This window comes from Nocardioides dubius (assembly GCF_039528155.1).
GTDB lineage: Bacteria > Actinomycetota > Actinomycetes > Propionibacteriales > Nocardioidaceae > Nocardioides > Nocardioides dubius.
On the sequence record NZ_BAAALG010000003.1, the window covers coordinates 185,912 to 211,615 of the forward strand.

Genomic DNA, 25,704 nt, shown 5'->3' on the forward strand with positions numbered 1-25,704 from the left:
CGAGCGGTCGAAGGTCGTGGTCGCCTCGACGTGCGCGCGTGCCGGGTCAGCTGCCACGGCTGCGGCGACGGCGGTCGTCGTCGCAGCGGCCGGTCGCTGGCTGCCGAGCGGGTCCGGCGTGGTGTCCTCGTGGAACTGGGCCTCCTGCTGCGCGGTGACTGCGGGCGGAGCGAGGTCGGCGACCAGCTCGGGATCGTCCAGGACGCCGTCGGCCAGGGCCTGACGGACCCGGCGCACCTGGTGCAGCAGCACGCGGGCGTCGGCGGCCCGGTGCTCGCGGTCGCGGGCGGTGGCCCGGGCGACCAGCGCATCGAGGTAGGCGGGGATCCGCAGCTCGGGCTCGGTGCTGGTGACGATCGACGACGGTGGCGGAACGTCCTCGTGGACGTGCTTGTAGGCGACCTGGATCGGCGACTCGCCCTCGTGCGGCTTCTTGCCGGTGAGCAGCTCGAAGAGCACGACGCCGGCCGCGTAGACATCGGCGCGGGTGTCGGCCCGGCCGTCGACGACCAGCTCCGGGGCGAGATAGGAGACGGTGCCGATCAGCACGCCGCCGGTCGCCGTGTGCTGGGTGTCGGCGCTGATCGCCTTGGCCAGCCCGAAGTCGGCCACCTTCGGCACGCCGCCGGGTGCGTCCGGGATCAACACGTTCTCGGGCTTGATGTCGCGGTGGATCAGGCCCGCCTGGTGGGCCGCGGCCAGCGCGGCGAGCACCGGCTCGATCAGGGAAAGCGCCTTGAGCGGGGGCATCGGTGCCTGCTGGCGGATCACGTCGCGCAGGGTGTGGCCGGGCACGTACTCCATCACCAGGAAGACGGTGCCGCGCTCCTCGCCCTGGTCGTAGACGGCGACCACGTTGGGGTGGGAGAGCCGGGCGGCGTGCTTGGCCTCCCGCACGAAGCGCTCGGCGAAGTCGCCGTCGTCGCCCAGGCCGGGGTGCATCACCTTGACCGCGACGGTGCGGTCCAGGCGCACGTCGACGGCCTCGTAGACGCCGGCCATCCCGCCGCGCGCGATCCGGTCGCCGATCCGGTACCTGCCGTCCAACAACCGCCCGATCAACGGGTCGTCGGTGTCCCGCTCCGGTCCAGAATTCACGGCTGTCGTCCTCACACTGCGCGGCGGAAAGGGGAAGGGGTAGCGCACCGCCGGGGCAATCCTACGAAAGCGGACCCACTCAGCAGGCTCCGTGACACCCCTCGGCGTGGCGGCCGGTTTCCGCGCGCGCTCGGCGAGTGTCAGAGTTGACCCCATGAATGACGCTGCCGACAACACCCCTGACCTCGCCGTCCTCGTCGAGGAGTGGTTCGACTGGGCCGAGACGGCGAAGGCGCTCGGCGTCAGCGTGAACCAGGTCCGCACGATGATCCGCGAGCACCAGCTCGCTGCCGCCGTCCCCGTTCCGGGCGCCGGCCAGAAGATCCCCGCCCTGTTCGTCCAGGACGGCCTGATCGTCAAGGGGATCCCCGGCCTGCTCACCGTCTTCCACGACGGCGGCTGGGACGACCGCGAGTGCATCGCCTGGATCTTCACCGACCAGCAGCTGCCCGGACGCCCGATCGACGCGCTGCGGGAGAACCGTGGCTCCGAGGTGAAGCGCCGGGCGCAGGCGATCGCCCTGTGAGCCCTGCCCGGTCCGGGCCCCGCTGGATGAGGCTGCTCGGCGGGGCGCTGGTCGTCCTGATCGCGGTCCTCGGCTGGTGGCTCCAGACCGGGCCGGACGGCTCGGACGATGAGTCGCGCACACCGGGCGACGCGTCCACGACCTACCTCGGCAGCTACGAGCAGCTCGACTCCGGCGACGCGCCAGCGAGTGAGGTGCCCGCGCCCTCGGCGGAGGCCGACGAGCAGCGCCTGGGCACCGACCCGGAGTCCGGCCTGGCCTGGGTCGACGTGGCGGACCTCCCCGCCGAGGCCGAGGAGACCTTGCGGCTGATCGACGACGGCGGGCCGTTCCCCTACGAGCGCGACGGCGTCACCTTCGGCAACTTCGAGGGGCTGCTGCCACAGCGTGCCCGGGGCTACTACGCCGAGTACACGGTGCCGACCCCCGGGCTCAGTCACCGGGGTGCGCGCCGGATCGTCGCCGGTGACGGCGACGAGTACTACTGGACCGAGGACCACTACGAGTCCTTCGAGCGGATCGTCCGGTGAACGGGCTGGCTGCGGTGCTGGCCGGTGCCTTGCCGGCCCTCACCTACCGCTACCCGGCGCCGGACCTCGACGACCTGGCGGCGGCGCTCGGTGCGCCGTCCTGGCAGGTCGGCCGGCTCGCCGGCGCCGCCACCAAGGCCGACGTGCTGGCCGGGCTGGGGGAGAGCCTCGACTTCGGCGAGCACTACGGCGCCAACCTCGACGCCCTGGCCGACTGCCTGGCCGACCTCGACGGTGACCGGGTGCTGCTCTGGCAGGACTGGGCGCTGCTGGCCGAGGGTGAGCCGAGGGTCTTCGCCACCGTGCTGGAGATCCTCGGCGAGCACCAGGCTGCCGCGCGCCGGGGCCGGCTGCTGGTCCTCCTGTGCGGCGAGGGCCCCGAGCAGCCCCCGGTGCCGTACCTGATCTGACGCGCCGCAGCGGCCGCGGGATGCCGTCGGGCTCGGGCGCTCGGCTACCATGCTCCACCGTGCCCACCCCGTCGTCGCAGCCTCGTCTGATCCGCCGTGGAGCGGTGATCGTGGCGCTCCTCGCCGCGGTGCTCATCGTCGCGTTCAGCAACTCCTTCGGCCGTGCCGAGCCGACCGGGAACTACCGGCCGCCGCTGCCGGCCGCGGCCCTCGACACCGGCTGCTATCCGCTGCCGGACGGGGTCGACTTCGACTTCTCCTTCCAGGTGCGCCGCGACGGCGATCGCGAGCGTGAGGACGGCATCCGCCGCGAGCTGCGGATCCAGTGGAACCTGGTCGACCTCGAGCAGGCCAGCAAGGACGTGCTCGCCGCCTTCACCGACGCCGGCTTCACGGTGATCAGCGACGAGGAGCGCTCCGCCACCGTCACCCGCGCCGACGTGGGCGAGGTGAGCTGGCGACTGACGCCGCTCGACGTCTCGCCGGAGACCGTCGTCCAGGGCTGGGTGGTCTTCGACCTGCCGGCGATCGCGCGTCAGTCCGATGCCGAGGAGTGCGGCTGGCCGTCGGTCACCAAGCGCTTCGGAAAGGACCTGGTGTGAGCACCGTCCATCGCGCGCTCGACAAGCTGGTCGAGCTCCGGGCACGGTTGCCCCGGATCGAGATCTTCCTGCTGGTGCTGGTGATCGCGCACGTCGTGCTGAAGTTCGTCCTGTACCCGCAGGTGATGGACGCCAAGCTGATCGGCGACGAGACCTCCTACGTCAACGGCGGCCGGGCGTTCTCGAACGCGGTGCGCGATCTGGTCGCGGGCGGCGGTGTCGACGTCGCCGAGCTGCAGCGCAACGTGATCAGCAGCGGCTGGTTCATGCCGGGCATGATGCTGCTGCTGACACCGCTCTTCATCGTCGACCCCGACGCCTCGATCGCGATGATCCGCGGCTACCTCGGGGTCTGCTCCACGTTGATCCTGCTGCTCGCCGTCAGCGTGGTGCGGCGCCACCTGGGCGACCGCTACGCCGTGGTGCTGCTGATCTTCCCGGGCCTGGTCCCGATGTGGCTGCTCTTCTCGTTCGCCGCCTGGGGCGACCTGACCGCGGGCCTGCTCGCGGTGATCTTCCTGGCCCTGTTGGTCGGGGCGCTGCGCAGCATCCGTGAGGGCGTCGGGATCACCTGGCGTGACGGCCTGAAGCTCGGCCTGCTGGCGATCACAGTGGTCTACTTCCGCTCCAGCGCCTCGGTGCTCGCCGTCGGGCTCTGTCTGGTGGTCGGCCTGGTGATCCTCGGCTTCCTGCGCGGCAAGGTGCGGCTGCGCAGCTTCGGCGCGATGGTGGTGGCCGGCGTCGCCTTCGTCGGCCTGCTGGTGCCGTGGTCGATCGCAGCCAGCGAGACCCTCGGCAGCCGGGTGCTGACCACCACCTCGGTGGCCAACGGCACCGCCAACACCTTCGGCGACCGCAGCCAGGTCTGCTTCGGCCCCTGTGACGCCGGCAGCACGCTGTGGTTCGCGCCGGTGCGCTACTCGCGTGAGGTCGGCCGGGCGACCGGGCTCGGCGAGGTCGAGGTCCAGGAGCAGATGTCGGAGTTCGCGCGGGCGAACGTGACGCCGCAGAGCTACTCGCGCCAGGTGCTCACCAACTTCGGCTCCTACCTCTTCAAGCCGGCCGGCTTCGCGATCCACCTGCAGCCGCCGAACTCCGGGGAGAACCTCGCGTACTGGCTGATCGCGATCTCCACCAACCTGCTCTTCTTCCCGATGCTGGCCGGCGCGCTGCTGATGATGCTCGGCATCTTCCGCACCTCCTTCGACAACCGCTTCCTCAGCCTGCTGCTGACCCTCGGGCTCGGCTCGCTGATGTTGCAACCGTTCCTGCACGTGGCGGGGGCCCGCTACTGGACGACGGCGGCCCCGATGATGGCGATGGCCACAGTGCTGCTCGGGGGCGAGCTGCTGGCGCGCAAGCGGGGCCACCGCGAGGCGTTGAGACCGGCAGGCGAGAATCATCGCAGCGACGCGGTCCTGGCCACCTGGTTGGATCGCGCGCAATGGGCACTGGCCGCCGGCCTGGTGCTGACCGTGGCCGGACTGACGATCCTGGCCGTGCTGTGACGAGGAAGGACGCATCCATGGGGACCGAGCCGCAGCGGGCCGACGACGAGCGCCGCAAGGTCACCTATGTGCTCCCGGTCTACGAGGAGGCCGAGAACATCGCGGTCTTCCACCAGGCGCTGACCGAGGCCACCGACCAGCGTCCCGACCTCGACTTCGAGTACATCTACGTCGACGACGGCAGCAAGGACGACTCGCTCTCCGGCCTGCTCGGGCTGCGCGAGGCGGACCCGCGGGTCACCGTGGTGAGCCTGTCGCGCAACTTCGGCCACCAGCTGGCGGTGACCGCGGGACTCGACATGGCCTCGGACGCCGACGCGGTGATCGTGATGGACACCGACCTGCAGGACCCGCCGCGGGTCAGCCTGGAGATGCTGACCATGTGGGAGGACGGCGTCGACGTCGTCTTCGCGCAGCGTCGCAGCCGCCAGGACAGCGTCTTCAAGAAGTCCACCGCCTGGGCGTTCTACTGGGTGCTGGACAAGCTCGCCTCGATCGAGATCCCGCGCAACACCGGCGACTTCCGCCTGATGGACCGGGCCGTGGTGGCCGAGGTCGGCCGCTACCGCGAGCACGCCCGCTTCCTGCGCGGGATCGTGGCTCACGTCGGCTTCCGCCAGGAGGCGCTGCTCTTCGACCGGGACTCGCGCCACGCCGGCTCCACCGGCTACCCGCTGCGCAAGATGCTGACCTTCGCCGCCAACGGCATCGTCGGCTTCTCCACCACCCCGTTGAAGATGATCTCGCGGCTCGGCTTCGCGATCTCCGCTATCTCCGTGCTGCTGGCCTTCTACGTCTTCGGGGTCCGCGTCTTCGACCCGGACAGCGCCGTGCCCGGTTGGGCGTTCCTCGGCGTGGGCATGTTCCTGCTCAGCGGCCTGCAGCTGATCATGATGGGCGTGATCGGCAGCTACCTGGGCCGGGTCTACGTCGAGGTCCAGGACCGGCCGCTGTACTCGGTCGCGTTGGCCGCCCGTGGCGAGCGTGGCCCGGGTCGCGCCGTCCGTCGCACGGCCGAGCAGAGCGGGAGCGAGCGCTGATCCGCCGCCTGCTGGACCGCACCGTGGTGCGGTTCGCCGCGGTCGGGGTCGTCAACACCGGCCTGGACATGGGGCTGTTCCTGCTGCTCCAGCCGTGGCTGGGCATCGTGGCCGCGAACTTCCTGTCGACCAGCGCGGGGATGACGTTCAGCTTCCTGGTCAACGGCCGCTTCACCTTCCGCGACCAGCAGGCGACCTGGCGCAAGGCGTTGCTCTTCCTGGCCACCACCGGCACCACGATGTGGGTGCTGCAGCCGGTGGTGATCCACCTGCTGCTCGAGGTGATCGACAGCGTGGCCCTGGTCAAGCTGCTCGCGATCGGAGTCAGCTTCGTGGCGAACTTCGCCGCCTACCGCTTCGTGGTGTGGCCCGTGCAGCAGCACCGCACCCACTAGCCGAGCCCGCGCTTGTTCCCGCCGAGCTTGCGCTTGTTTTCGCCGAGCTTGCGCTTCTAGGTCAGACGACGCGGCGGGTGGCGGCCTCGGCCATCGCCCGGAGACCGGGAGCGGCCTCGGACCGCAGCGCCGGACTCTGCAGCGCGGTGACGGCGTCCTGGGTGAGGCTCTCGATCAGCTCCTCCACCTGCTGCTCCGCGCCGCTGGCCCGGATCAGCCCACGCAGCCGCTCCACCTCGGCAGGGCTGAGATCGCGCCCGAGCGAGCGGTCCAGCAGATCGGCGTCCTCGCCCGTCAGCGCGTCCAGCGTCTTGGCCACCAGCACGGTGCGCTTGCCCTCGACCAGGTCGTCACCGGCGGGCTTGCCGGTCACCCCGGGGTCACCGAAGACGCCGAGCTGGTCGTCGCGGAGCTGGAATGCCTCCCCGAGCGGAAGGCCGTAGCCGCTCAGCGCGGCGAGCTGCGGGGCACCGGCACCGGCCAGGGCCGCGCCGATGTGCAGCGGGCGCTCCACCGAGTACTTCGCCGACTTGTAGCGCAGCACCGTCATCGCGGTCGCGACGTCCGCACGGGCACGGGCCTGCACGGAGACGTCGAGGAACTGGCCGGCGACGACCTCGCTGCGGCACAGGTCGAAGAGGTCGAGCGCGGGACCGACCCGCTCCCAGCCGAGGCCGCAGCGCCGCAGCAACTCGTCGGCCCAGGTGAGCAGCAGGTCGCCGAGCAGGATCGCCGCGGCGGCGCCGTACTGGACCGGGTCGCCGGTCCAGCCGCGCTGCTGGTGGCTGGCCTCGAAGGCGCGGTGGGTGGCCGGGCGTCCGCGGCGGGTGTCCGAGGCGTCCATCAGGTCGTCGTGGACCAGCGCGCTTGCCTGCAGGAACTCGAAGGCGGCGCAGGCACGCAGCAGGGCCGCGCGGTCGCCGTCGCTCGGCTCGGTGATCGCCGCGTAGCCCCACCAGCAGAAGGCCGCACGCAGTCGCTTGCCCCCGCGCAGGGCGGTCCGGGCCTCCGCGATCAGGGCGGCGGCGTCGTCCCCGAGTGGAGCCAGGCGCTCGGCCTGGGCGTCGATGAACTCGTCGATCACGACCTGCAGGTCGGCACGGAACGTGGCGTCGTCAAAGGCTGGCGCGGTCACAGGGTGAGCGTAGCCAGCCCGGTTCGGGCGCGGGTCGGCGGGACACCCAGTGGAACGAGGCCCGGGCCACGGCCTCGACCACCTACACTCGGGCCATGACTGCACAGCCCCGCCGCATCGGCGAGCTCATCCGCCAGGGTGAGCGCTCCTTCTCCTTCGAGTTCTTCCCGCCCAAGGACGAGGCCGGCGAGGAGCAGCTCTGGAAGGCGATCCGCGAGCTGGAGCCGTACCGGCCGACCTTCGTCTCGGTGACCTACGGCGCCGGCGGCTCGACCCGCGACACCACGGTGGCGATCACGGAGCGGATCGCGCGGGAGACCAGCCTGGTCCCGATGGCCCACCTCACCTGCGTGGGCCACACCGAGCAGGAGCTGCGCACGATCCTGGACACCTACCGCGACGCCGGGGTGCACAACGTGCTGGCGCTGCGCGGCGATGCCGCCGAGGGGCCGCGGGCCGAGTGGACGGCGACCGAGGGTGGGTTCAACCACGCGGTGCAGCTCGTCGAGCTGGCCCGCGACCATGCCGACCTGGAGGTCGGCGTGGCGGCGTTCCCGGAGGGTCACCCCTCCGCGGAGTCGCTGGACGCCGACGCCGACGTGCTGGTGGCGAAGGCGAAGGCGGGCGCGCAGTTCGCCGTCACCCAGATGTTCTTCCACGCTGCCGACTACTTCGCGCTGGTTGAGCGGGTCCGGGCGCGCGGGGTCGACATCCCGATCCTGCCGGGCATCATGCCGATCCTGAACCTCAGCGCGATCCGTCGCCAGGGCGAGCTGATCGGCACCAGCGTCCCGCAGGAGATCGTCGACCGGATCTCGGCCTTCGACGGCGACCCGGCGGCGGTGCGTGCCGAGGGCATCAAGATCGCGGCCGAGCTCTGTGACGAGCTCCTCGCCGGGGGAGCACCTGGCCTGCACTTCTACACGCTGAACCGCTCCAAGGCGACGCTGGAGATCTTCGCGGCACTGCAGATCACCGCGTAGCCGGACGTCGCGACCGAGGCCGGGGCAGCGGGGCTCAGGCCTCCGTCTCGGCCTCGTCGATCTCCTGGGCGACCAGCGCTGCGGAGAGCCCGACCCAGGGGAGCCCCGCTCCGGGGACCGCGTGGGCTCCTGCGGCGTAGACGCCGGGCACTGGCGTGCGGGTGCTGATCTTGTTCCTGAGGGTCCCGCGCCCTTGCCAGAGCACGCCCATCGGAGAGCTCTGCCAGTGCTCGACCTGGGCACGCGGGGAGCGGTCGACCCGGACCTCGACATGGGGCCGGACGTTGATCCCGCGGCGCGCCAGGGCGAGCACGATGTCCTCGGCGAGCAGGCCGCGGCCGAGGACGGTCCAGGCCTGGGCGCCGTCGGGCGCGCGGCCGTTGGTGCGCACCACCAGCATCGGATCGCCGTGCAGCACGACCTCGTGCGGGAGCTCGGGCAGGTCGTCGCCGGTGAGGCCGAGGTGGCAGGCGACCGGGGGAAGGGCGGGCAAGGTGCGCTTGACGTGCTCGGCGAGGGCGGGGATCGCTCGCGGATCGATCGCGCAGACGACATGGTCGGCGTCGATCTCTCCGGCATCGGTGGTGACGGCGACCGCTCGTCCCTCGCGCAGGACGAGATCGCGCACCGCGACACCGGTCTGCACCTCCACCTTCCGGGTGGCGAGCCGGGAGACGAGGGCACCGCTGAGCTGGCTCATCCCGCCGGGCACGGTCCAGGTCCCGAAGTTCTGCTCGAGGTAGCTGAGCATCCCGACCCACCCGGGCACGTCGCGCGGGTCGTGGCCCTCGAAGACGGCGTTGTGCTGAGCAAGGGCGCGGAGCCGGTCGTCCTTGAACGCCTTCTTGGTGCGCTTGGCCAGTGAGGTGCGGGTGAAGAGCAGGTTGTGCACGGCCTTGTCGGTGACGTCGGGACGCCAGGGCCGCTCGAAGTAGGTGCGGCGCAGCAGGTCCCATTCGTCGGCGAAGCTCGCGACGTAGGTGGCCCACTGGTCGCCGAGGCCGGCTCCGAGGGCGTCGACGGCGTCGATCTGGACGCCACGGGAGCCGCCGGGCAGGCTGACCGAGCTGCCGTCGGTGAACCGGTGCTCGCGGATCAGCGGCTCCGAGACGAGGTCGAGCTCGCGCTCCAAGGGACGCCCGGACTTGCGGAACAGGTCCCGGATGACGGCAGGGAGCAGCGTCGTGGTCGGGCCGGTCTCCCAGGCGAAGCCCTCGGACTCGATCTGCTGGACCGCGCCTCCGAGCTCGGGCAGCCGCTCCACCAAGGTGACGTCGTGTCCTCGCTTCGCCAGACGTGCCGCGCTGGCCATGCCCGCGAAGCCGCCACCGATCACCACCACTCGTGCCATGGGCAGAACCCTAGAGGCCGACAGGGGTGGTGCGGGTGGGGGATAGCTGAACCCGTGGGCTCACACCTCGTGTGCTCACCTGCGGCGGGTGAAGCGGATGCCTCCGTGGGGGAGGTATTCGACGGTGTAGGTGGGGTCGTGGATGTAGTGGTGGTGCTTGCTGCAGAGGAGGCTGCCGTCGGCGAGGTCGGTTCTTCCGCCGAGGTGCCAGGGGTTGTTGTGGTGTGCTTCGCACCAGGTGGCGGGTATTCGGCAGTTCTCGGCGAGGCAGTAGGGATGGATGAGGGCGAGTGCCCTGTGTTGGGGTGCGCTGTAGAAGCGCTTTGTTCTACCGAGATCGAGGGGTTGGCTCTGGCCGCCCAGTACGGCGGGGATGATGCCGGCGTTGCAGGCGAGGCGTCTTGCTTCGCCGGCGGAGATCCGGTCATGCCACCCGTCGCGTTGGGTGGTCAGGGTGGCGGTGCCGATCTCGTTGCGCAGCGCGTCGAGGCTGATCGTGACCACGACGGTGGTGGCGTCTCCGCCGTGCAACGGCAACCGCTTCGGGTCGAGGGTCTCCAGGAGTGTGTTCAATGCGCGGGCGTTGCGTTGGGGGGTGGAGAGCTTCCGGATGGGGTGGGGTTGGCCGCTGCCGCTGCCGCTGCCGCTGCCGCTGCCGCTGCCGCTGTTGGAATCGCTGGTTTCGGTCGCGTCGTCGCTGGCTGGATCGTCGAACTCGCCGTGGTGCGCATCGCGGCCGGGACATTCGAGGTCACCGCACGACTCGGCGTACCCACCTGCCTCGTCGGGTGCGCATCGCAAGGTGCGGGGGTGAGGTGGTCCCTGCGTGGGTTGGTGATCGCGTTCAACGCTGTGGCGAGCCGGTTGGCGCAGCCCTCGGTCAGCAGGCCGCTGATCCGGGTGGTGCCGTCGCCCTGCGGCTTCAACGTCAGTTGCTGGCGTTCGCGGGCTGAGCGCTCCTCGTCGGCCAGACGCTTCCCTTCCACCGCTTCAGCGATATCCGGCGCCACGACGTCGATGATGCGTTTGCCCATCCGGCGGAGGTCGTTGGGCCCGAACTCCTCAGCGTGCTCGACAAGCGTCCGTTCAGCGTCACGAAGCACCGTGGCGTCCAGGTCGTCAGGTAGCGCGTTCAAGGAGCGGGTGATCTCGACCGATTGAGCGAGGTTGACGCGGCCTTCGCGCAGTGCGGCGTGCAGGTGCATCCACCTGCTGTCGAGTTCGCGAGCGGTGCGTAGCTCGCGGGCCATGGTGCCGTGGGCTTGGTGGGTGGCGTGGGCGAGGTAGTCGCCGATGTTCCTTGCGCCGTGGGCATCGGCCACATCGAAGGCACAAGCCAGGAGCCGGTAGTTCAACTCGGTCAGCCGCGCTTGTAGGGCGGGCATCTTCAGCAGTACAGCTTGCTTCTTCGCCGTCGTCAGGTAGATCGGCTCAGCATCGCTACACAAGTCGAGCGCGGCCTCGATCGCCAACGTGGCTTGGCAGATCGCCTGCTGGCTCAGCGCCAGCGCGTCGGCCGCGTCGAACTCGTCGGGCGGGTCGGATGGGGGAGTGATGCGTGGCATGGATGCCTCCGAGTAGGCCGGCCCGGAGCGAGTTCCCGAGCACACGACAGACGCTACGAGTGACCTCCGACACAGCGCGGTTCGTGGATCAGTAGGTTGGCGTCGTGCGCAGAGTTGAGGTCGCGGCCGCCTACGGCGAGCGGGCCGACGAGTATCGCGAGAGGTTCGGCTCGGTTGATCAGATGTCACCTAGGGACCGAGCCACGATCAGCGCTTGGGGGAGGAGCGTGGCGGGCCCCGTCCTCGACGTCGGCTGCGGTCCGGGGCACTGGGGTGACCTCATCGCGGCCGAGAGCGGCAACGACGTCATCGGGCTCGACGCCTCGTGCCGATTCCTCAGCGCCGCGAGGCGCGGCTTTCCGTCACTTCGCCTTGTGGCGGGTGACCTGGAACAGCTTCCGTTCGGCGATGACTCAGTGGGCGGCGTCCTTGCCTGGTTCTCGCTCATCCATGCCGACCCCGAGGCCGTGGCGTCCATCCTCGGCGAGTTCACCCGAGTGCTGAGGCCGACAGGATCCTTGCTGATCGGCTACTTCGAGGGACCTGCCCGCGAGCCGTTCGACCACGCGGTGGCAACCGCCTACTACTGGTCGGCCGACGCGTTGGGGGAGCTGCTGCGCTCCTGCGGGCTGACTGTCCAGCGTGCCTCGGCGCGGCAGGATCCCGGGATCCGGAGGCAAGGGGACCTGACCGCGATCTTCCGCTCCTGACTCCGAGCCCGCTGTCGAAGAGGGGCGACTGTCAGGGGCCCGGCGGGGCGCCAGCCCCCGCGCGGCGCGCCTTGCGGCGGGCCCAACCGCGCCTGATCAACCGGATCGCGAACCACAGGAACCCGAGGCCGACGACCAACAGGGTGGCGGCGATGCCGGCCGCCAGCACCGGATGCTCGATGGCGAACCAGACCACGCCGAGCACCACGATGTCCTCGGCGGTGCTGGCCAGCACGTTGCTGACCGGCTCCGGGGAGGAGTTGATGGCCAGGCGACTGCCCATCTTCACCGCGTGCGAGGCGAGCGCGCTTCCGCCGCCGACCACAGCGGCCACGGCGCCGTTGAGGGAGTCGGCATCGCCGGCGATCAGCACGCCGATGATCGCCCCGGTGGTGGGCCGGATCGCCGTCGAGATGGCATCCCAGGTGGAGTCGATGGCTGGGATCTTGTCGGCCACGAACTCCATCGCGTAGAGCGCCCCGGCGATCGCCAGGACCGCGGGGTTCCCGAGCACGTTCGGGATCTGGTCGTAGCCGCCGATCCGGTCCGCGATGCCGAGCACCAGTACCACCAGGTAGGCGTTGACGCCACTGGCCCAGCCGCTGGAGAAGACCAGCGCGAGCGACTCCACCTCAGCCGCCGGCCTGCTCGACGACGCGGGCCAGCGTCTCGGGGTCGCGGGCGATCACGGCGGTGCCGTCGTCCAGGGTGATGATCGGCCGCTGGATCAGCCTCGGATGGGCGACCAGCGTCTCGATCCAGGCGCCGCGGCTCGCGGCGTCCTTCGCCAGGGCCCGCAGGCCCGCCTCCTTCGCTGCGGCGTCACCGGTGCGAGCGACGTCCCACGGCTCCAGGCCGAGCCGGCCCAACAGCTCCTCGAGCTCGGCGACCGTGGGCGGCTCGTCGAGGTAGCGCCGCTGGGTGTACGTGGTGCCAGCCTCGTCCAAGGTGGCGACGGCGGTGCGGCACTTAGAGCACGCCGGGTTGATCCAGATCTCCATCACGCCACCTCGATCTCGGCTGCGCCGGTCATCGCCACCAGCTCGTCATAGGTCGTCGAGAAGACGGCGGCCGGGTGCCCGGCTGCCGCCCAGATCACGTCGTAGCCGCGCAGGTCGACGTCGATCCAGGTCGGGATCGGTGCCGGGTGCGCCAGCGGCGAGACCCCACCGATCACCTGTCCGGTGTGGGCCCGCACGAAGTCGGGGTTCGCCCGACGCAGGGGACCGGTGTGCTCGGCCACCTTCTCGGTGTCCACCCGGTGCGCGCCGCTGGTGAGCACCAGCGCCGGCGTCTCCTCGACCGCGAACAGCAGGCTGTTGGCGATCGCTCCCACCGGGCAGCCGAGCGCGGCAGCGGCCAGCGCCGCGGTGTGCACGGAGTCGGGCAGCAGCCGGATCTCGCCGGTGCCCCCGGCTGAGTGCAGCGCAGCACGGAATCGGGCCACGGACGGATGCTCGTCAGTCATGGGACGCATCGTAGGCGCGGAGTTGTGTCGGAGGGTGCTGAGAGGTTGTCGGAAGTTTCCGGGTGTCGGCCCTTGAGCCTGTCGGGGGTGGCCGGTAACGTGAGAAGTGTTCGAACAGGTGTTCGAACCGTGAGCGAAGGAGTGCGACATGGCGGTATCCACGGTGGCGGCCACGCCCTACCTGCTTCCGGCGACGACGCACTCCTACTTGCAGCGCTCGGCCGAGTCCCTGCATGAGGCGATGAGTGCCACCGACGCCGCCGGACGCTACGCCTTCGCCCACGTGGCCGCGCTGCGCGCAGCTGCTGCCCTGATCGCGGCCCGTTCGATGCCGTCGGCGGGCGGCAAGCGGCGCCAGCGCAATGCCTGGGTACTGCTCACCGAGGCGGCTCCCGAGCTCGCGGAGTGGAGCAGCTTCTTCGCCTCGGGGGCGGCCAAGCGGGCGGCCGCGGAGGCCGGCTCCACCCGAGCGGTCACGCAGGACGAGGCCGACGCGCTGGTGCGCTCGGCCAATCAGTTCCTCGGTGTCGTCGAGGAGGCCCTGGGCCTGGTCCCGCATGTGCAGATCGAGGCGGAGCGGCTCTGGCGTGCCGAACGCAGTGCCTGATCCGCGCGCGTAGGCTGGCTCCATGGTCGCCAGCAGCGAACGCCGCAGTTCCGTCCGCCACAGCCAACTCTGGGATCGTCTCCAGACGGTGCTCCCCGCCGACGCGAAGGTGTTGGACATCGGCGGCGGCACAGGCGGGCTCGCGGTGCCGATTGCCGAGCAGGGTGCGACGGTCCGGGTGATCGACCCCAGCCCGGATGCCTTGGCGGCACTCGATCGCCGGGCCCGCGAGGCCCAGGTCTCGGAGCGGGTGATCGGTCAGCAGGGGGACGTGTTCAGCCTCGGCTCCATGGTCGAAGCCGGCAGCGTCGACCTGGTCCTGTGCCATGGCGTCCTCGACGTCGTCGGCGAGCCGGCCCGCGGCCTCGCGCAGATCGCGACCGCGCTCAAGCCGGGTGGCCTGGTGAGCCTGGTGCTCGCGCAGCGCCATGCGGCGGTGATCGCGCGAGCGATGGCCGGGCACTTCGCCCAGGCCGCCGGGCTCCTCGACGAGGTGGGCGCACCGGAGGCCGGCGGTCGCGGCGTGCGCTACCGCTACACCGCCGAGGAGGCCGCGGCGCTGCTCGGCGAAGCCGGGTTCGCGGTCGAGGCCGTGCACGGTCTGCGTGTCTTCGCCGACCTCGTGCCGGGGTCGCTGATCGATCTGGAGCCGGGCTCGGCTGCCGCTCTCGCGGACCTCGAGGCGGCGGTCGCGGGCCGGCCCGAGTACCTGCCGCTCGCCTCGCAGGTGCACCTGCTCGCACACAAGCTGTGAGAATTTCTGCTGGTGCGGCTACCACCTTTGCACCGGCCTGCCTAGACTTGACGTTGATGAAGCCCGCGGGTCGGCAGCGGGGCAGTTCACCGGGAGGAACCAGTGCCACTCTCTGAAGAGGAGTTGAGACTGCTCGAGCAGATGGAGCGCGCCCTCTCCGAAGAGGACCCCAAGTTCGCCTCCACGCTGCGCGGCACCTCGCTGCGTCACGCCGCGCGTCGTCGTGCGGTGCTTGCCGGTGTCATCTTCGTGGTCGGCATCGCCGTCCTGATGACCGGCGCGATCACCGAGACCATCGTGGTCGGCGTGGTCGGCTTCATGGTCATGCTCGGCTCGGCGATGGTCGGCCTCACCGCGTTGCGCGGCCAGAGCGCCCCGCCTGCTCAGCACCCGCGCAGCACCCGCCACGAGGGCTTCAGCATCCTCGACGGCGGTCGCTCCTCGCGGGGCCGCAAGCGCAGCGCGCACAACTCCGACCACTCCTTCATGGAGCGGATGGAAGAGCGCTGGCGCCGGCGTCGCGACCAGGGTCTCTGAGCCTCCCCGAAACGCAACCCTCCCGCGACCATCTGCTCAGGTGAGCAGATGGTCGCTCTGCGTTCCGCTCTCCTCGTGCGACGGCATCTGGTCGCTGGTAGGTGCGAGCGCCGTGGGGCGCCGCCACAAGGAGCGGGGCAGCCAGGTGGCGCGGCGCCGGTCGCGCGGCGTCACCCCGGCGGCCAGGGACTCGGCGACCTGCTCGGTCAGGGCCCGCAGACCGGCCACCTCGACGGACTCGGGCCGCGCGGCGTAGCGCGAGCGCTCCACGATGGCGACGATCTCGCTCAGGGCCTCGGCGGCCTCGGGTGCCACCTGCGGTCCGGTGCCGGGGCGCACGGAGGTGTTGCCCGGGGCGCCGAGCCAGGAGCGCAGGTGGGCGCCGGTGACCCGGGGCGAGGTTCCCTCCGGCCAGCTCCGCCCGACGTCGACCACGGTGTCGCGCAGCTCCGCCCACGCGAACTCGGCCTCCGAGCCCTGCGGGGCACGGGCCCAGCGACGCTCTCGGCGCCGACGTCGCAGCGTCCGCGGAGCCAGGGAGCCGAGGATGGCCACCACCAGCAGGACCGGCCAGATCAGCCACCAGGCGAAGCCGCCCTCGTCCTGGGTGGGCGCGGCGGTGTCGGTCGGCGCGGGGTCGCGCGGAGCGGCGGACGGTGCCTGGGTGGGGCCGGTGGGCTCGGCGGTCTCACTCTGGGTGGGATCGGCGCTCGGCGTGTTGACCGGCGGTGCCACCTCGACCTGCGTGTACTCCGGGACCGAGTTCGCCCGGCTCGCCGGGGTGGGCTCGAAGGCGACCCAGCCGGCGCCCTCGAAGTAGAGCTCGGGCCAGGCGTGCAGGTCGTGGCTGGTGAACTCCCAGCGGTTCGTGGCGCGCAGGTCGGCGGTCAGGAAGCCGACCGAGACCCGGGCCGGGATGCCCAGGCTGCGCGCCATGATCGCCATCGCGGAGGCGAACTGCTCGCAGTAGCCGACCCGGCCGTCGGGGGAGAGGAAGTGCTCGAGGGCATCGTTGCCGTTGCCGAAGCTCTGCTCGTCGGGGTGCAGCGAGTAGGTGAAGTTGTCGGGGTCGCGGAACCACTGCTGCAGCGCCACCGCCTTGCGGTAGACGGTGCTCTCGCCCTCGGTGACGGCGGTGGCGAGCTCGGTGACCAGCCGGGGCAGGTCGCCGGGGACGCCGGCATAGCGCTCCACCAGTGACGGCGGCGCAGGACGGGCGGTCTCCAGCTCGTCGGCGGTGATCTCCACGTCGAGCTTCTCCAGCGAGTAGCTCAGGGAGCCGGTGTTGACCTTGTTGTCGGCCGAGTGGATGTCGAGCACGGTGTCGTCGTAGCGCCAGTCCTCGTTGGCGTCGACGCTCTTCGCGCGCAGCGGGGTGGGCAGCCAGAGGGACTCGAAGGCCTGGGTCGCGGTGAGCTCGACCCGGCTGGTGGAGCTCTCCAACGTGGTGTCCAGCCCGGTCGGCGTCGGCAGGTCGCCGATCGCCGCGTTCTCCGATGGCAGATCGCGGTCGCCCGGCGTCCAGGTCGCCCCGGTGTAGCGGGTGAGTGCGGCGATCCGGTAGTAGCTGGGCGCCGAGGTGCCCCGCACCTCCAGCAGCGGCACCTCCGCGCTGCGGACCAGGTCACGGCGCAGGTCGGTGATCGGGTTGGTGATGGTGACCTGGTTGTCGTCGCCACCGGTGCCGCTGAGCAGGTCGACATCGGCGGTCGGGATCGCCAACGGCAGCGCGACCGCGGCGAGCAGTGCAGCGGCGCCCAGGGCGACCGGGTGGCGGCGTGCCGGGTAGAGGCTGGCCGGGGTGGAGTCGACCGCGGTGCCGAGCGCCCGGCCCCATCGGGTGACGCGCAGACCCTCCTGGATCGCCAGCATCAGCAGGAACCCGGCGCCGCCGAGCAGGAAGACGGTGGCCGGCACGGCGCCATCCAGCACGCTGACCGGCACCGTGTAGGCCGCCAGCAGGGGGAGTCCGGCGAGCGGAACCCGGCCGAGGGTGAGGGCGAAGAGGTCGACCAGCAGGTGCAGCAACAGCGCGAACAGCACCAGGGCGACCGCGATCTGCGCCTCGTTGCTGGGCACCGGCGCCGCGAAGTCCGCCATCGCGGTGAGCGCCTCGTCGAGTCTGGTCACCACGGTGCGGATCGAGGACGGCGTGGGCAGCAGCTGCGAACCCCAGCCCACGTTGACGATCGCGAAGATGGTGAGCAGCTGGGTGCCCATCACCAGCGGCAACGGGAACCGGGCGACCCGGGCCAGGGCACCGGCGAGGCCGACGAGGGGCAACCCCACGGCGAGCGGCATCAGGTAGTCGCTCGGCTGGTCGGTGAAGCCGCGCCAGGAGAGGAAGGTCAGCCAGCTGGTCAGTGCGGTGACCACGAGCAGCGGCAGCTGCGCGGTGCGGTTCAGCCCGAGGCTCATCGCAGGCTCCCCTCGGCCGCAGTGGCGGAGCCGGGTGCCTCGGCGCGGCGGCCCAGTTCCTGCCACACCGGGGCCAGCGCGTCGCTGGGGCGCACGTTGATCGCGGCCCAGCCCAGGCTGCTCAGCCAGGCGGCGCGGCCGGCGGGCGGTGAGCTGGGGCGTGCCCATGCGTCGACGTCGAGTGCCAGCGCGAGCGGACGCCGTCCGCTGATCCGCATCCGGCGCAGCGCCGTGTGGTCGTGGTCGTCGAGGTCGCCCAGCAGCGCGATCAGGACGCCGTCGTGACCTGCCTCGGCGATCCAGTCGGTGGCGAGGTGGGCGCGGCGGGTGGTGTCGAGCACCGCGAGCGCCTCCAGGATCGGGCTCACGTCCTGTCCGCGCGAGCGGTCGTGCCAGACCGAGTTGGGGTCCTCGCCGTCCGCGGTCACCAGGCGGACGGTGAACCCGCGCTGGGTGAGGTGGGCCGCGATCGAGGCCGCATGGGAGACCGCCGCCTCCAGGGAGGACGAGGCGCCGGTGCCGCGATGCGCGGTGGCGCGGTTGTCGAGCACCAGGGTCGCTCGGGACTGCCAGGGCTGCTCCTCACGGCGCACCATCAGCTCGCCGGTGCGGGCGCTGCTGCGCCAGTGCACCCGACGCAGGTCGTCGCCGCGCCGGTACTCGCGGACCGTCACGTCCTCGGCGCTGCCGGTGGCGAAGGCGCGCGGCCGGTTGTCGCCGGCACCGGTCCAGGCGCCACCGATCGGGACCGGGGGCAACGGCACCGTGCGCGGGGTGACGACGAGCTGGGTGCTGGCGTGGAACGAGCGGCCGAGCTCGACCAGGCCGAACGGGTCGCTGACCCGCACCAGCAGCGGCCCGATCGTGAAGTTGCCGCGCACGTCGCTGCGCACCTGATAGGTGGTGGAGCGCGGCGATCCCGCCTTGAGCCCGTCGACGACGAACCGCGGCCGGTTGCCCAACGCGTAGGGGAGCTGATCCTCGACCAGCAGCAGGCCGGTCCGGATCCGGGCGTCGTTGTGCAGGGTGAGCTGCACGGTGGCGGGCTGCCCGGCGGCCACCAGGCCGGGGCTCAGCGTCCGGTTCAGCGAGAGCTGGTAGCGGTTGCGACCCACCAGCAGGGCGCAGAGCACCGGCAGCACCAGCAGCAGCACGCCGACCCGGGTCAGCGCCGGCTGCCCGAGCACGATCGCGCAGACGACAGCGGTGATCCCCGCCGCGAGGAAGGATCGGCCGCGGCTGGTGAGTCCGGAGAGTCCTAGGCGCACGCGATGTCTCAGTGGGGAGTGGGGACCGGCACGGAGGCCAGGATGGAGTCCAGGATCTGATGCGCGCTGTGGCCGCTCATGCTGGCCTCGACGCTCGGCATCAGGCGGTGGGTGAGCACCGGGCGTGCCATCAGCTGGACGTCGTCGGGGAGCACGTAGTCGCGGCCGTGGACCGCGGCATGGGCCTTCGCCGCCCGGACCAGCTGCAGCGAGGCGCGCGGTGAGGCGCCCAGCATCAGGGCGGGGGTGGCGCGGGTCGCCTCGGCCAGCGAGACCACGTAGCGCAGCACCGCGTCAGCGGCGTGGACGCCGGAGACGATCTGGATCAGCTTGGCGATCTCTGCCGTGTCGGTCACCGGCTCCAGCTCCTCGAGCGGGTTGGAGCGGGTGTGTGAGGCGAGCATCGCGATCTCTGCCGCGGCCGGTGGGTAGCCCATCGACACCTTGGCCATGAACCGGTCGCGCTGGGCCTCGGGCAGGGCGTAGGTGCCCTCCATCTCGATCGGGTTCTGGGTGGCCACCACCATGAACGGCGACTCCAGCTGCCAGGTCTGGCCGTCGACGGTGACCTGGTGCTCCTCCATGCACTCCAGCAGCGCGGACTGGGTCTTGGGGGAGGCCCGGTTGATCTCGTCGCCGACCACGATGTTGGCGAAGATGCCGCCCGGGCGGAACTCGAACTGCCGGCTCTCCTGGTTGAAGACGCTGACGCCGGTCAGGTCGGAGGGGAGCAGGTCGGGGGTGAACTGGATGCGGCGCACGGTGGCGTCCACGGAGCGCGCCAACGCCTTGCTCAGCATGGTCTTGCCGACGCCGGGGACGTCCTCGATCAGCAGGTGACCCTGCGCCAGCAGCACCGTGACCGCGGTCCGGGCGACGTCCGTCTTGCCCTCGATGACCTGCTCGATGCTCTCCCGGATCCGGGTCGCCACCCGGGCCACCGCGCCGACGTCCCCTGCCTGCACGTTCACGTTGCCTCCGCTCGCCGATCAACCGTTGGCCCCAGTCAACCGCATGCGCGGTCGCGAGGGCAGGGGCGAGGTGCGGATCGACGTGGCGTTGCGCACGCTCCCGGCCGCTCCACTCTGCTCCCCACCCTGCTCCACCCCTTCCTCCACTTTCCTCCACCACCTCGCTCCACGGGCGCTCCGCAGGCGTGGATCAGGCGTGCGAGGGGGCTCTCCGCGCCTGAGATCGCCGATCGGCGGCCTCAGGCCGTGCCTGCTGCGAAGCGCCCGTTTCAGGCGTGAAAGGGGAGCAAAACACGCTGTCGGATGGTTGACGGTGGGGAGAAGTGGAGTAATGTGGGGCGCAGTGGAGGAAAAGTGGGTCGAAGGGGTGAGGCCAGGTGTTCTTCGGCACCTACACCCCCAAGCTCGACGACAAAGGTCGGCTTTTCCTCCCGGCGAAGTTCAGGGACGAGTTGGCGGAGGGTCTAGTGATCACTCGAGGGCAGGAGCGCTGTCTGACGGTGTGGTCGTTGGCGGACTTCGGCCGGCTCACCGAGCGGCTCCGCGAGGCGCCGGTCACCAACAAGGGCGCACGTGACTACGTGCGCATGCTCTTCGCCGCTGCATCACAAGAGGTTCCGGACAAGCAGGGACGGGTCAGCATCGCTCCGGTCCTGCGGGAGTACGCCTCGATCGACCGTGACGTGATGGTCATCGGAGCGATGAACCGGATCGAGATCTGGGATCCGACGGCTTGGCAGAGCTACTCCGCCGAGCAGGAGGAGAAGTTCGCCGAGATCAGCGACGAGGTCTTCCCCGGCTTCTGAGCCGGAACAACACAAGAACTGGATTCACCGCGCGAGGTCTCGAGCCCGCTCTCGAGCCATCTGGGGCACCTTCCCCGGTTCCAGACGGCGACTTCCCCCAAGGGGGCGGGCAGGGACCTGGCGCGGTGACTTCGTTCTCCAGCACCCATTCGCATACCCACGAGTCAGCAGAGGTCCAGGTTGATGAACATCAGCGTGAGCGGGTCACCGCACGGCACGCGCCGCGTCCGCCATCAGGCACGCGACGCGGTCGCGGTGATGGCGTTCTCTGCTGGGGCCTCCTTGGTACTGACCGCAGCACTGATCGTGCTGATGGCGCTGGGCCGGCAGGGCTGACGACGATGGAGCAGCCACGTCACGTCCCGGTCATGCTTGACCGGGTCGTTGCGCTTCTGGAGCCTGCACTGGCGGGCGAGGGCGCCGTCGTCATCGACGCCACGCTCGGTCTCGGTGGCCACAGCGAGGCTCTGTTGACGGCGTTCCCGAACGCCCGCCTGATCGGCATCGACCGGGACCCGCACGCGCTGGAGCTCTCCGGACGCCGGCTGGCGCCGTTCGGCGACCGCGCCACCTTGGTGCACGCGGTCTACGACGAGATCCCCGAGGTGCTCGACGAGCTCGGGGTGGAGAGCGTGCAGGGCGTCTTCTTCGACCTCGGGGTCTCCTCGATGCAGCTCGACGAGGCCTCCCGTGGCTTCGCCTACGCACAGGACGCCCCGCTCGACATGCGGATGGACGACTCGCGCGGGATCACCGCGGCCGAGGTCCTCAACACCTACGAGGTCGCGGACCTGACCCGGATCCTGCGGGTCTACGGCGAGGAGAAGTTCGCTCGCCGGATCGCTGAGCGGGTGGTCGCCGCGCGGGCCGAGGAGCCGTTCACCACCTCGGGGCGCCTGGTCGAGCTGCTCTACGAGGCGATCCCGGCCCCGGCCCGACGGACCGGGGGACACCCGGCCAAGCGCACCTTCCAGGCGTTGCGGATCGAGGTGAACGACGAGCTGCAGGTGCTGTCTCGCGCGTTGCCCGCAGCACTGGACGCCGTCAGCGTGGGTGGGCGCGTCGTCGTGGAGTCCTACCAGTCGCTGGAGGACCGGATGGTGAAGCAGGCCTTCACCGCGGTCACCACCACCGACGTCCCGCCGGACCTGCCGTTCGTCCCCGACGAGCTGCAACCGCGCTTCACCGCGATCACCCGCGGTGCCGAGAAGGCCAAAGAGCCTGAGCTGACCGACAACCCGCGTGCCGCCTCCGTGCGGCTGCGCGCCGTAGAGCGAACCCGAGGAGATGCAGCATGAACACGCCCTTGCCGCAGAGCCGGGTTCGCGTGCAGCGGATCGCCGAGGCGGCGGTCGAACGCGCCCGGCTGACCGTCGTCCCCCGGGTCCGGGCGCGCACCCCGCGGGTGCCGTTCGTGATCATGGTCTCCGCGCTGCTGGTCGCAGGCGTGGTGGGTCTGCTGATGTTCAACACCACCATGCAGCAGAACTCGTTCACCTCCACCGACCTGGAGAAGCAGGCCGGTCAGCTCGCCGCCGAGCGGGAGGGCCTGCAGATGGAGCTGGACGCACTCAACGCGCCGCAGCGGATCGCCCAGCGGGCCACCGAGCTCGGCATGGTGCAGGGCCCCGCGCCGGCCTTCATCGACCTGCGTCAGGGGAAGGTGACCGGCGGCGCGGCGACGCCCGCGGACGGCGCCGACTCGTTCTCGATCGAGCCGCCCGCGGTGCAGAAGCCCAAGGAGCTGAGCCCGGAGCCGACGATCGAGTACGTCGACCCGCCGGCGCGTGAGCGGCGCAACCGCGACACGGCGCGCAGTTCAGCCGATGAGCAGTCCGCGACAGGTAGGAATGAGACGGAGACCAACCGTCGAGGAGACCGGAGCAACCGTTGAGCCGTCTGGCCCGATCCCGCCGTGAGGCAAGCGGCTCGCCGATGTTCCGGCTGCGGATCGGCTTCATCGTGATCGCGATGGTGCTGTCCTTCTTCGGAGCCCGGTTGATCCAGCTGCAGGCGATCGACCCGAAGTCCTACGCGGCGATGGCCAAGCGGGACGGCGTGATCACCGCGGACCTGCCGGCCGACCGCGGTGCGATCGTGGACCGCTCGGGCGTCGAGCTCGCGGCCTCGGTCGACGGGATGATGGTGATCGGCGACCCGGAGCTCGCGCGCGACGACGCGCCGCAGATCGCCCGGATCCTCGCCGAGCGCCTCGACCTGGACTACTTCTCCACCCTGGAGCGGCTGCGCAAGAGCGGCACCCGCTACCAGTACCTGGCGCGCCGGGTGCCGGCCACCAAGGCCGAGGCGGTGCTCAAGGAGCTCGACGAGCTGGACTACAAGGGGATCACCCTTGAGCGCGACCCGATGCGCAACTACCCCAGTGACGACATCGCGGCGAACCTGATCGGGTTCCTCGGCGAGGACGAGCCGCTGGCGGGCATGGAGCGCACCTTCGACACCCAGCTCGCGGGCACCGACGGCAAGGCCACCTACGAGGTCGGCGCCGGCTACCGGATCCCGCTCGGGGAGAGCACCACCGTCAAGCCCAAGAACGGCGAGACGCTCCAGCTCACCATCGATCGCGACGTGCAGTTCTACACCCAGCGGGCCCTGGCCGCTGCCGTCACCAAGGCGCGGGCCGACTCCGGCACCGCGGTCGTCCTGGACACCAAGACCGGCCAGACCCTGGCCCTTGCCGACGTGCCGACCTTCAACGCCAACAAGCCTCCGCTGGAGACCAAGCGGAACGCGAAGAACCTGGGCGCCCGCTCCCTCTCCGAGCCCTACGAGCCCGGCTCGGTGGAGAAGGCGCTGACCTTCGCCGCGCTGATCGACGCCGGCAAGATCACCCCGCGGACCCGGATCGTGGTGCCGAGCGAGATCAAGCGCGCCGGCGCGGCCCCGATCGGCGACCACTGGGACCACGACAAGATCAAGCTGACCGCGGCCGGTGTGCTGGCGAAGTCGTCGAACATCGGCACCGTGATCGCCGCGCGCCGGCTGCCCAGCGAGACGCTGTACGACTACCTGACCTCGTTCGGGCTCGGCCAGCGCACCAACATCGGCGTGCGCGGCGAGAGCGCGGGCGTCGTGCCCGACGGAGCCACCTGGAGCGAGGGCACCCACGACACCATCGCCTTCGGCCAGGGCCTCAGCGTCAACGCCATGCAGATGGCGGCCGCGGTCAACACCCTCGCCAACGGTGGGGTCTACGTCGACCCGAGCCTGGTGATGGGCACCGCGACCACCGACAGCGGCCAGAAGGTCGGCACCTCCCAGGCCGGCACGCACCGGGTGGTCAGCGAGGACGCCGCGCGGCAGACCGCGGAGATGATGGAGCTGGTGACCGCGGAGGGCGAGGCCGGCTCGGCCGCAGCCGTGCCCAACTACCGGGTGGCCGGCAAGACCGGCACCGCGCAGCGGGTGGGCAAGGACTGTCGCTGCTACGACGGCACCTTCACCGTCTCGTTCGGCGGCTTCGCGCCGGCCGACGACCCGCGCTTCACCGTCTACGTGGTGCTGCAGAACCCGCGCAACGGCATGGGCGGTGGCGGCAACGCCGGGCCGGTCTTCAAGCAGGTGATGACGTACCTCCTGGGCAAGTACGGCGTGAAGCCCACCGGCACCACGCCGTCGACGCTGCCGATCGAATGGTGAGCGGGTAACCTCACGTCGTGGTGAACACCGCAGACATCAACAGCACGCGCCCGGCCAGCCCCCGACACACCCCGTTGAGTGCGCTGGACGCCGGACTCCCGCAGCCCGTCGGCAACGGCGCCGACCCGGTCCTGAGCGGGGTCACCCTCAGCTCGCAACGGGTTCTGCCCGGCGATCTCTACGCGGCACTGCCCGGAGCCCGGGTGCACGGTGCCCGGTTCGCCGCGGATGCCGTCGCCGCCGGAGCCCTTGCCGTGCTGACCGACGCCGAGGGCGCGGCGCTTGCCGGCGACCTCGGTGTTCCCGTGGTCGTGGTGGAGAGCCCGCGCGCCGTGCTCGGCGCGGTCGCCGCCGCGGTCTACGGCCGCCCGACCGAGCAGATGCGGATGATCGGCGTCACCGGCACCCAGGGCAAGACCACGACCACCCGGCTGGCCGAGCTGGCACTGACCGGCGCCGGGGTCCGGGCCGGCGTGGTCGGCACGGTCGGCACCCGGATCGCCGGAGCGGACGTCGCCACCGCGCTCACCACCCCCGAGGCCCCCGACCTGCAGGCGCTCTTCGCCCGGATGGTGGAGCAGCAGGTGCAGACCTGCGCGATGGAGGTCTCCAGCCACGCGTTGGTGCTGCGCCGCGTGGACGGGATCTGCTTCGACATCGCCGTCTTCACCAACCTGGGCCGCGACCACCTCGACTTCCATGCCGACGTCGAGGAGTACTTCGCCGCCAAGGCCGACCTCTTCACCCCGGCGCGGGCGCGGCGCGCCCTGGTCAACGCCGACGACGAGCACGGACGACGCCTGATCGCCGAGGCCCAGGTGCCCACGCTGACCTTCTCGGTCAGCGGCCGCGACGCCGACTGGCAGGCCGTCGATCTCGACGCCGGACCGGCCGGAACCGAGTTCACCCTGCTCGGACCGGGCCAGGTGTCGGTGCGCACCTTCGTGCCGATCCCCGGCGACTTCAACGTCGCCAACGCGCTGGCCGGGCTGGCAGCGGCGGTCGAGGTCGGGCACGCCGCCGACCGGCTGGCCAGAGCCTTGGCCATCTCCGGTGGCGTCCCCGGTCGCCTGGAGCGGGTCGACGTCGCGGCCGACTACGAGGTCGTCGTCGACTACGCACACAAGCCGGACGCGATCGAGGCGGCACTGCGCACCCTGCGCCCGCTGGCCAGCGGCCGGTTGATCCTGGTGATCGGCGCCGGTGGCGACCGCGACCGCGGCAAGCGGCCGCTGATGGGGGAGATCTCCGCCCGGCTGGCCGACCTGGTGGTGGTCACCGACGACAACCCCCGTACCGAGGACCCGTCGGCGATCCGCGCCGAGGTGCTCGCCGGCGCCCGGGGCGGCGCCGCCGAGGTCC

29 protein-coding genes are annotated in these 25,704 nt (G+C 71.1%); 18 read left to right on the forward strand and 11 right to left on the reverse strand.

Annotation, left to right across the window (positions count from 1 at the left end; translation table 11 throughout):
- A partial coding sequence (locus ABD151_RS05095) for a protein kinase domain-containing protein (RefSeq protein ID WP_343991971.1) occupies window positions 1-1,098 on the reverse strand: 1,098 nt, incomplete at its 3' end.
- Between the two features lie 154 nt (window positions 1,099-1,252).
- On the opposite strand from ABD151_RS05095, the gene ABD151_RS05100 reads away from it, so the two are divergent.
- Genes ABD151_RS05100 through ABD151_RS05130 form a run of 7 tightly spaced genes read left to right on the forward strand, consistent with a single transcriptional unit; the run spans window position 1,253 to window position 6,109 of the window.
- Window positions 1,253-1,624 (forward strand): Rv2175c family DNA-binding protein, encoded by a 372-nt coding sequence (locus ABD151_RS05100; RefSeq protein ID WP_343991973.1) that lies wholly within the window; start codon window positions 1,253-1,255, stop codon window positions 1,622-1,624.
- The gene (locus ABD151_RS05105) at window positions 1,621-2,154 is read left to right on the forward strand and encodes a guanyl-specific ribonuclease (protein WP_343991975.1); all 534 of its coding nucleotides are present in this window, start codon (window positions 1,621-1,623) and stop codon (window positions 2,152-2,154) included. Before ABD151_RS05100 ends, ABD151_RS05105 begins: the two co-directional genes overlap by 4 nt.
- Window positions 2,151-2,564 carry a barstar family protein gene (locus ABD151_RS05110; RefSeq protein ID WP_343991977.1) on the forward strand — a complete coding sequence of 138 codons (414 nt, stop codon included), beginning with the start codon at window positions 2,151-2,153 and terminating at the stop codon, window positions 2,562-2,564. The genes ABD151_RS05105 and ABD151_RS05110 overlap by 4 nt, the downstream gene beginning before the upstream one ends.
- A 59-nt stretch (window positions 2,565-2,623) precedes the next feature.
- Entirely contained in the window at window positions 2,624-3,166 is a 543-nt protein-coding gene (locus ABD151_RS05115; RefSeq protein ID WP_343991979.1) for a hypothetical protein, read from the forward strand.
- Window positions 3,163-4,674: a hypothetical protein gene (locus ABD151_RS05120; protein WP_343991981.1), complete on the forward strand. Its 1,512-nt coding sequence runs from the start codon at window positions 3,163-3,165 to the stop codon at window positions 4,672-4,674. Before ABD151_RS05115 ends, ABD151_RS05120 begins: the two co-directional genes overlap by 4 nt.
- Before the next feature lie 17 nt (window positions 4,675-4,691).
- Window positions 4,692-5,714 (forward strand): glycosyltransferase family 2 protein, encoded by a 1,023-nt coding sequence (locus tag ABD151_RS05125; protein ID WP_343991983.1) that lies wholly within the window; start codon window positions 4,692-4,694, stop codon window positions 5,712-5,714.
- Between the two features lie 23 nt (window positions 5,715-5,737).
- Window positions 5,738-6,109, forward strand: a complete 372-nt coding sequence (locus ABD151_RS05130) for a GtrA family protein (RefSeq protein WP_343991985.1) — start codon at window positions 5,738-5,740, stop codon at window positions 6,107-6,109.
- A gap of 61 nt (window positions 6,110-6,170) precedes the next feature.
- On the opposite strand, the gene ABD151_RS05135 is transcribed toward ABD151_RS05130, so the two are convergent.
- Window positions 6,171-7,244: a polyprenyl synthetase family protein gene (locus ABD151_RS05135; protein WP_343991987.1), complete on the reverse strand. Its 1,074-nt coding sequence runs from the start codon at window positions 7,242-7,244 to the stop codon at window positions 6,171-6,173.
- Between the two features lie 95 nt (window positions 7,245-7,339).
- Here ABD151_RS05135 and metF point away from each other — a divergent pair, with 95 nt between their 5' ends.
- Window positions 7,340-8,227 carry a methylenetetrahydrofolate reductase [NAD(P)H] gene (metF, locus tag ABD151_RS05140; RefSeq protein WP_343991989.1) on the forward strand — a complete coding sequence of 296 codons (888 nt, stop codon included), beginning with the start codon at window positions 7,340-7,342 and terminating at the stop codon, window positions 8,225-8,227.
- Between the two features lie 34 nt (window positions 8,228-8,261).
- Here metF and ABD151_RS05145 read toward each other — a convergent pair whose 3' ends face one another.
- The 3 genes from ABD151_RS05145 to ABD151_RS05155 form a co-directional block, all read right to left on the reverse strand.
- Entirely contained in the window at window positions 8,262-9,578 is a 1,317-nt protein-coding gene (locus tag ABD151_RS05145) for a phytoene desaturase family protein (RefSeq protein WP_343991991.1), read from the reverse strand.
- Between the two features lie 75 nt (window positions 9,579-9,653).
- Window positions 9,654-10,151 (reverse strand): HNH endonuclease signature motif containing protein, encoded by a 498-nt coding sequence (locus ABD151_RS05150; protein WP_343991993.1) that lies wholly within the window; start codon window positions 10,149-10,151, stop codon window positions 9,654-9,656.
- On the reverse strand, window positions 10,148-11,143 hold the full coding sequence (locus ABD151_RS05155) for a DUF222 domain-containing protein (protein ID WP_343991995.1): 996 nt from the start codon (window positions 11,141-11,143) through the stop codon (window positions 10,148-10,150). Before ABD151_RS05155 ends, ABD151_RS05150 begins: the two co-directional genes overlap by 4 nt.
- Window positions 11,144-11,370: 227 nt before the next feature.
- Here ABD151_RS05155 and ABD151_RS05160 point away from each other — a divergent pair, with 227 nt between their 5' ends.
- Window positions 11,371-11,853 carry a class I SAM-dependent methyltransferase gene (locus tag ABD151_RS05160; protein ID WP_343991997.1) on the forward strand — a complete coding sequence of 161 codons (483 nt, stop codon included), beginning with the start codon at window positions 11,371-11,373 and terminating at the stop codon, window positions 11,851-11,853.
- 31 nt (window positions 11,854-11,884) lie between these two features.
- On the opposite strand, the gene ABD151_RS05165 is transcribed toward ABD151_RS05160, so the two are convergent.
- Genes ABD151_RS05165 through ABD151_RS05175 form a run of 3 tightly spaced genes read right to left on the reverse strand, consistent with a single transcriptional unit; the run spans window position 11,885 to window position 13,321 of the window.
- On the reverse strand, window positions 11,885-12,484 hold the full coding sequence (locus ABD151_RS05165; protein ID WP_343991999.1) for a DUF4126 domain-containing protein: 600 nt from the start codon (window positions 12,482-12,484) through the stop codon (window positions 11,885-11,887).
- Between the two features lies 1 nt (window position 12,485).
- A complete protein-coding gene (locus ABD151_RS05170) occupies window positions 12,486-12,854 on the reverse strand; it encodes an ArsC/Spx/MgsR family protein (protein ID WP_343992000.1) in 369 nt (122 codons plus the stop codon).
- Window positions 12,854-13,321, reverse strand: a complete 468-nt coding sequence (locus tag ABD151_RS05175) for a YbaK/EbsC family protein (protein WP_343992001.1) — start codon at window positions 13,319-13,321, stop codon at window positions 12,854-12,856. The genes ABD151_RS05170 and ABD151_RS05175 overlap by 1 nt, the downstream gene beginning before the upstream one ends.
- Window positions 13,322-13,469: 148 nt before the next feature.
- Between ABD151_RS05175 and ABD151_RS05180 the strand changes: the two genes are divergently transcribed.
- The 3 genes from ABD151_RS05180 (at window position 13,470) to ABD151_RS05190 (ending at window position 15,219) form a co-directional block, all read left to right on the forward strand.
- Window positions 13,470-13,928, forward strand: coding sequence for an SAV_6107 family HEPN domain-containing protein (locus tag ABD151_RS05180; RefSeq protein WP_343992003.1), 459 nt, complete (start codon window positions 13,470-13,472; stop codon window positions 13,926-13,928).
- A 22-nt stretch (window positions 13,929-13,950) separates the two neighbouring features.
- The gene (locus tag ABD151_RS05185; RefSeq protein WP_343992005.1) at window positions 13,951-14,682 is read left to right on the forward strand and encodes a class I SAM-dependent methyltransferase; all 732 of its coding nucleotides are present in this window, start codon (window positions 13,951-13,953) and stop codon (window positions 14,680-14,682) included.
- 102 nt (window positions 14,683-14,784) lie between these two features.
- Window positions 14,785-15,219 (forward strand): DUF3040 domain-containing protein, encoded by a 435-nt coding sequence (locus tag ABD151_RS05190; protein WP_343992007.1) that lies wholly within the window; start codon window positions 14,785-14,787, stop codon window positions 15,217-15,219.
- Between the two features lie 36 nt (window positions 15,220-15,255).
- Here the strand turns inward: ABD151_RS05190 and ABD151_RS05195 are convergent, their stop codons facing one another.
- Genes ABD151_RS05195 through ABD151_RS05205 form a run of 3 tightly spaced genes read right to left on the reverse strand, consistent with a single transcriptional unit; the run spans window position 15,256 to window position 19,876 of the window.
- The gene (locus tag ABD151_RS05195; RefSeq protein ID WP_343992009.1) at window positions 15,256-17,637 is read right to left on the reverse strand and encodes a transglutaminaseTgpA domain-containing protein; all 2,382 of its coding nucleotides are present in this window, start codon (window positions 17,635-17,637) and stop codon (window positions 15,256-15,258) included.
- Window positions 17,634-18,905 carry a DUF58 domain-containing protein gene (locus ABD151_RS05200; protein ID WP_343992011.1) on the reverse strand — a complete coding sequence of 424 codons (1,272 nt, stop codon included), beginning with the start codon at window positions 18,903-18,905 and terminating at the stop codon, window positions 17,634-17,636. The genes ABD151_RS05195 and ABD151_RS05200 overlap by 4 nt, the downstream gene beginning before the upstream one ends.
- Window positions 18,906-18,913: 8 nt before the next feature.
- On the reverse strand, window positions 18,914-19,876 hold the full coding sequence (locus ABD151_RS05205; RefSeq protein WP_343992013.1) for an AAA family ATPase: 963 nt from the start codon (window positions 19,874-19,876) through the stop codon (window positions 18,914-18,916).
- Window positions 19,877-20,253: 377 nt separating this feature from the next.
- On the opposite strand from ABD151_RS05205, the gene mraZ reads away from it, so the two are divergent.
- From mraZ to ABD151_RS05235, 6 genes are all read left to right on the forward strand, one after another.
- Window positions 20,254-20,682: a division/cell wall cluster transcriptional repressor MraZ gene (gene mraZ / locus ABD151_RS05210; protein WP_343992015.1), complete on the forward strand. Its 429-nt coding sequence runs from the start codon at window positions 20,254-20,256 to the stop codon at window positions 20,680-20,682.
- Window positions 20,683-20,865: 183 nt separating this feature from the next.
- Entirely contained in the window at window positions 20,866-21,018 is a 153-nt protein-coding gene (locus tag ABD151_RS05215; protein WP_343992017.1) for a hypothetical protein, read from the forward strand.
- Between the two features lie 5 nt (window positions 21,019-21,023).
- On the forward strand, window positions 21,024-21,980 hold the full coding sequence (gene rsmH / locus ABD151_RS05220; protein ID WP_343992019.1) for a 16S rRNA (cytosine(1402)-N(4))-methyltransferase RsmH: 957 nt from the start codon (window positions 21,024-21,026) through the stop codon (window positions 21,978-21,980).
- Window positions 21,977-22,576, forward strand: a complete 600-nt coding sequence (gene ftsL, locus ABD151_RS05225; RefSeq protein WP_343992021.1) for a cell division protein FtsL — start codon at window positions 21,977-21,979, stop codon at window positions 22,574-22,576. The genes rsmH and ftsL overlap by 4 nt, the downstream gene beginning before the upstream one ends.
- Before the next feature lie 41 nt (window positions 22,577-22,617).
- On the forward strand, window positions 22,618-24,342 hold the full coding sequence (locus ABD151_RS05230) for a peptidoglycan D,D-transpeptidase FtsI family protein (protein WP_343992023.1): 1,725 nt from the start codon (window positions 22,618-22,620) through the stop codon (window positions 24,340-24,342).
- A 17-nt stretch (window positions 24,343-24,359) separates the two neighbouring features.
- The coding region (locus ABD151_RS05235; protein ID WP_343992025.1) for a UDP-N-acetylmuramoyl-L-alanyl-D-glutamate--2,6-diaminopimelate ligase at window positions 24,360-25,704 on the forward strand (1,345 nt) is incomplete at its 3' end.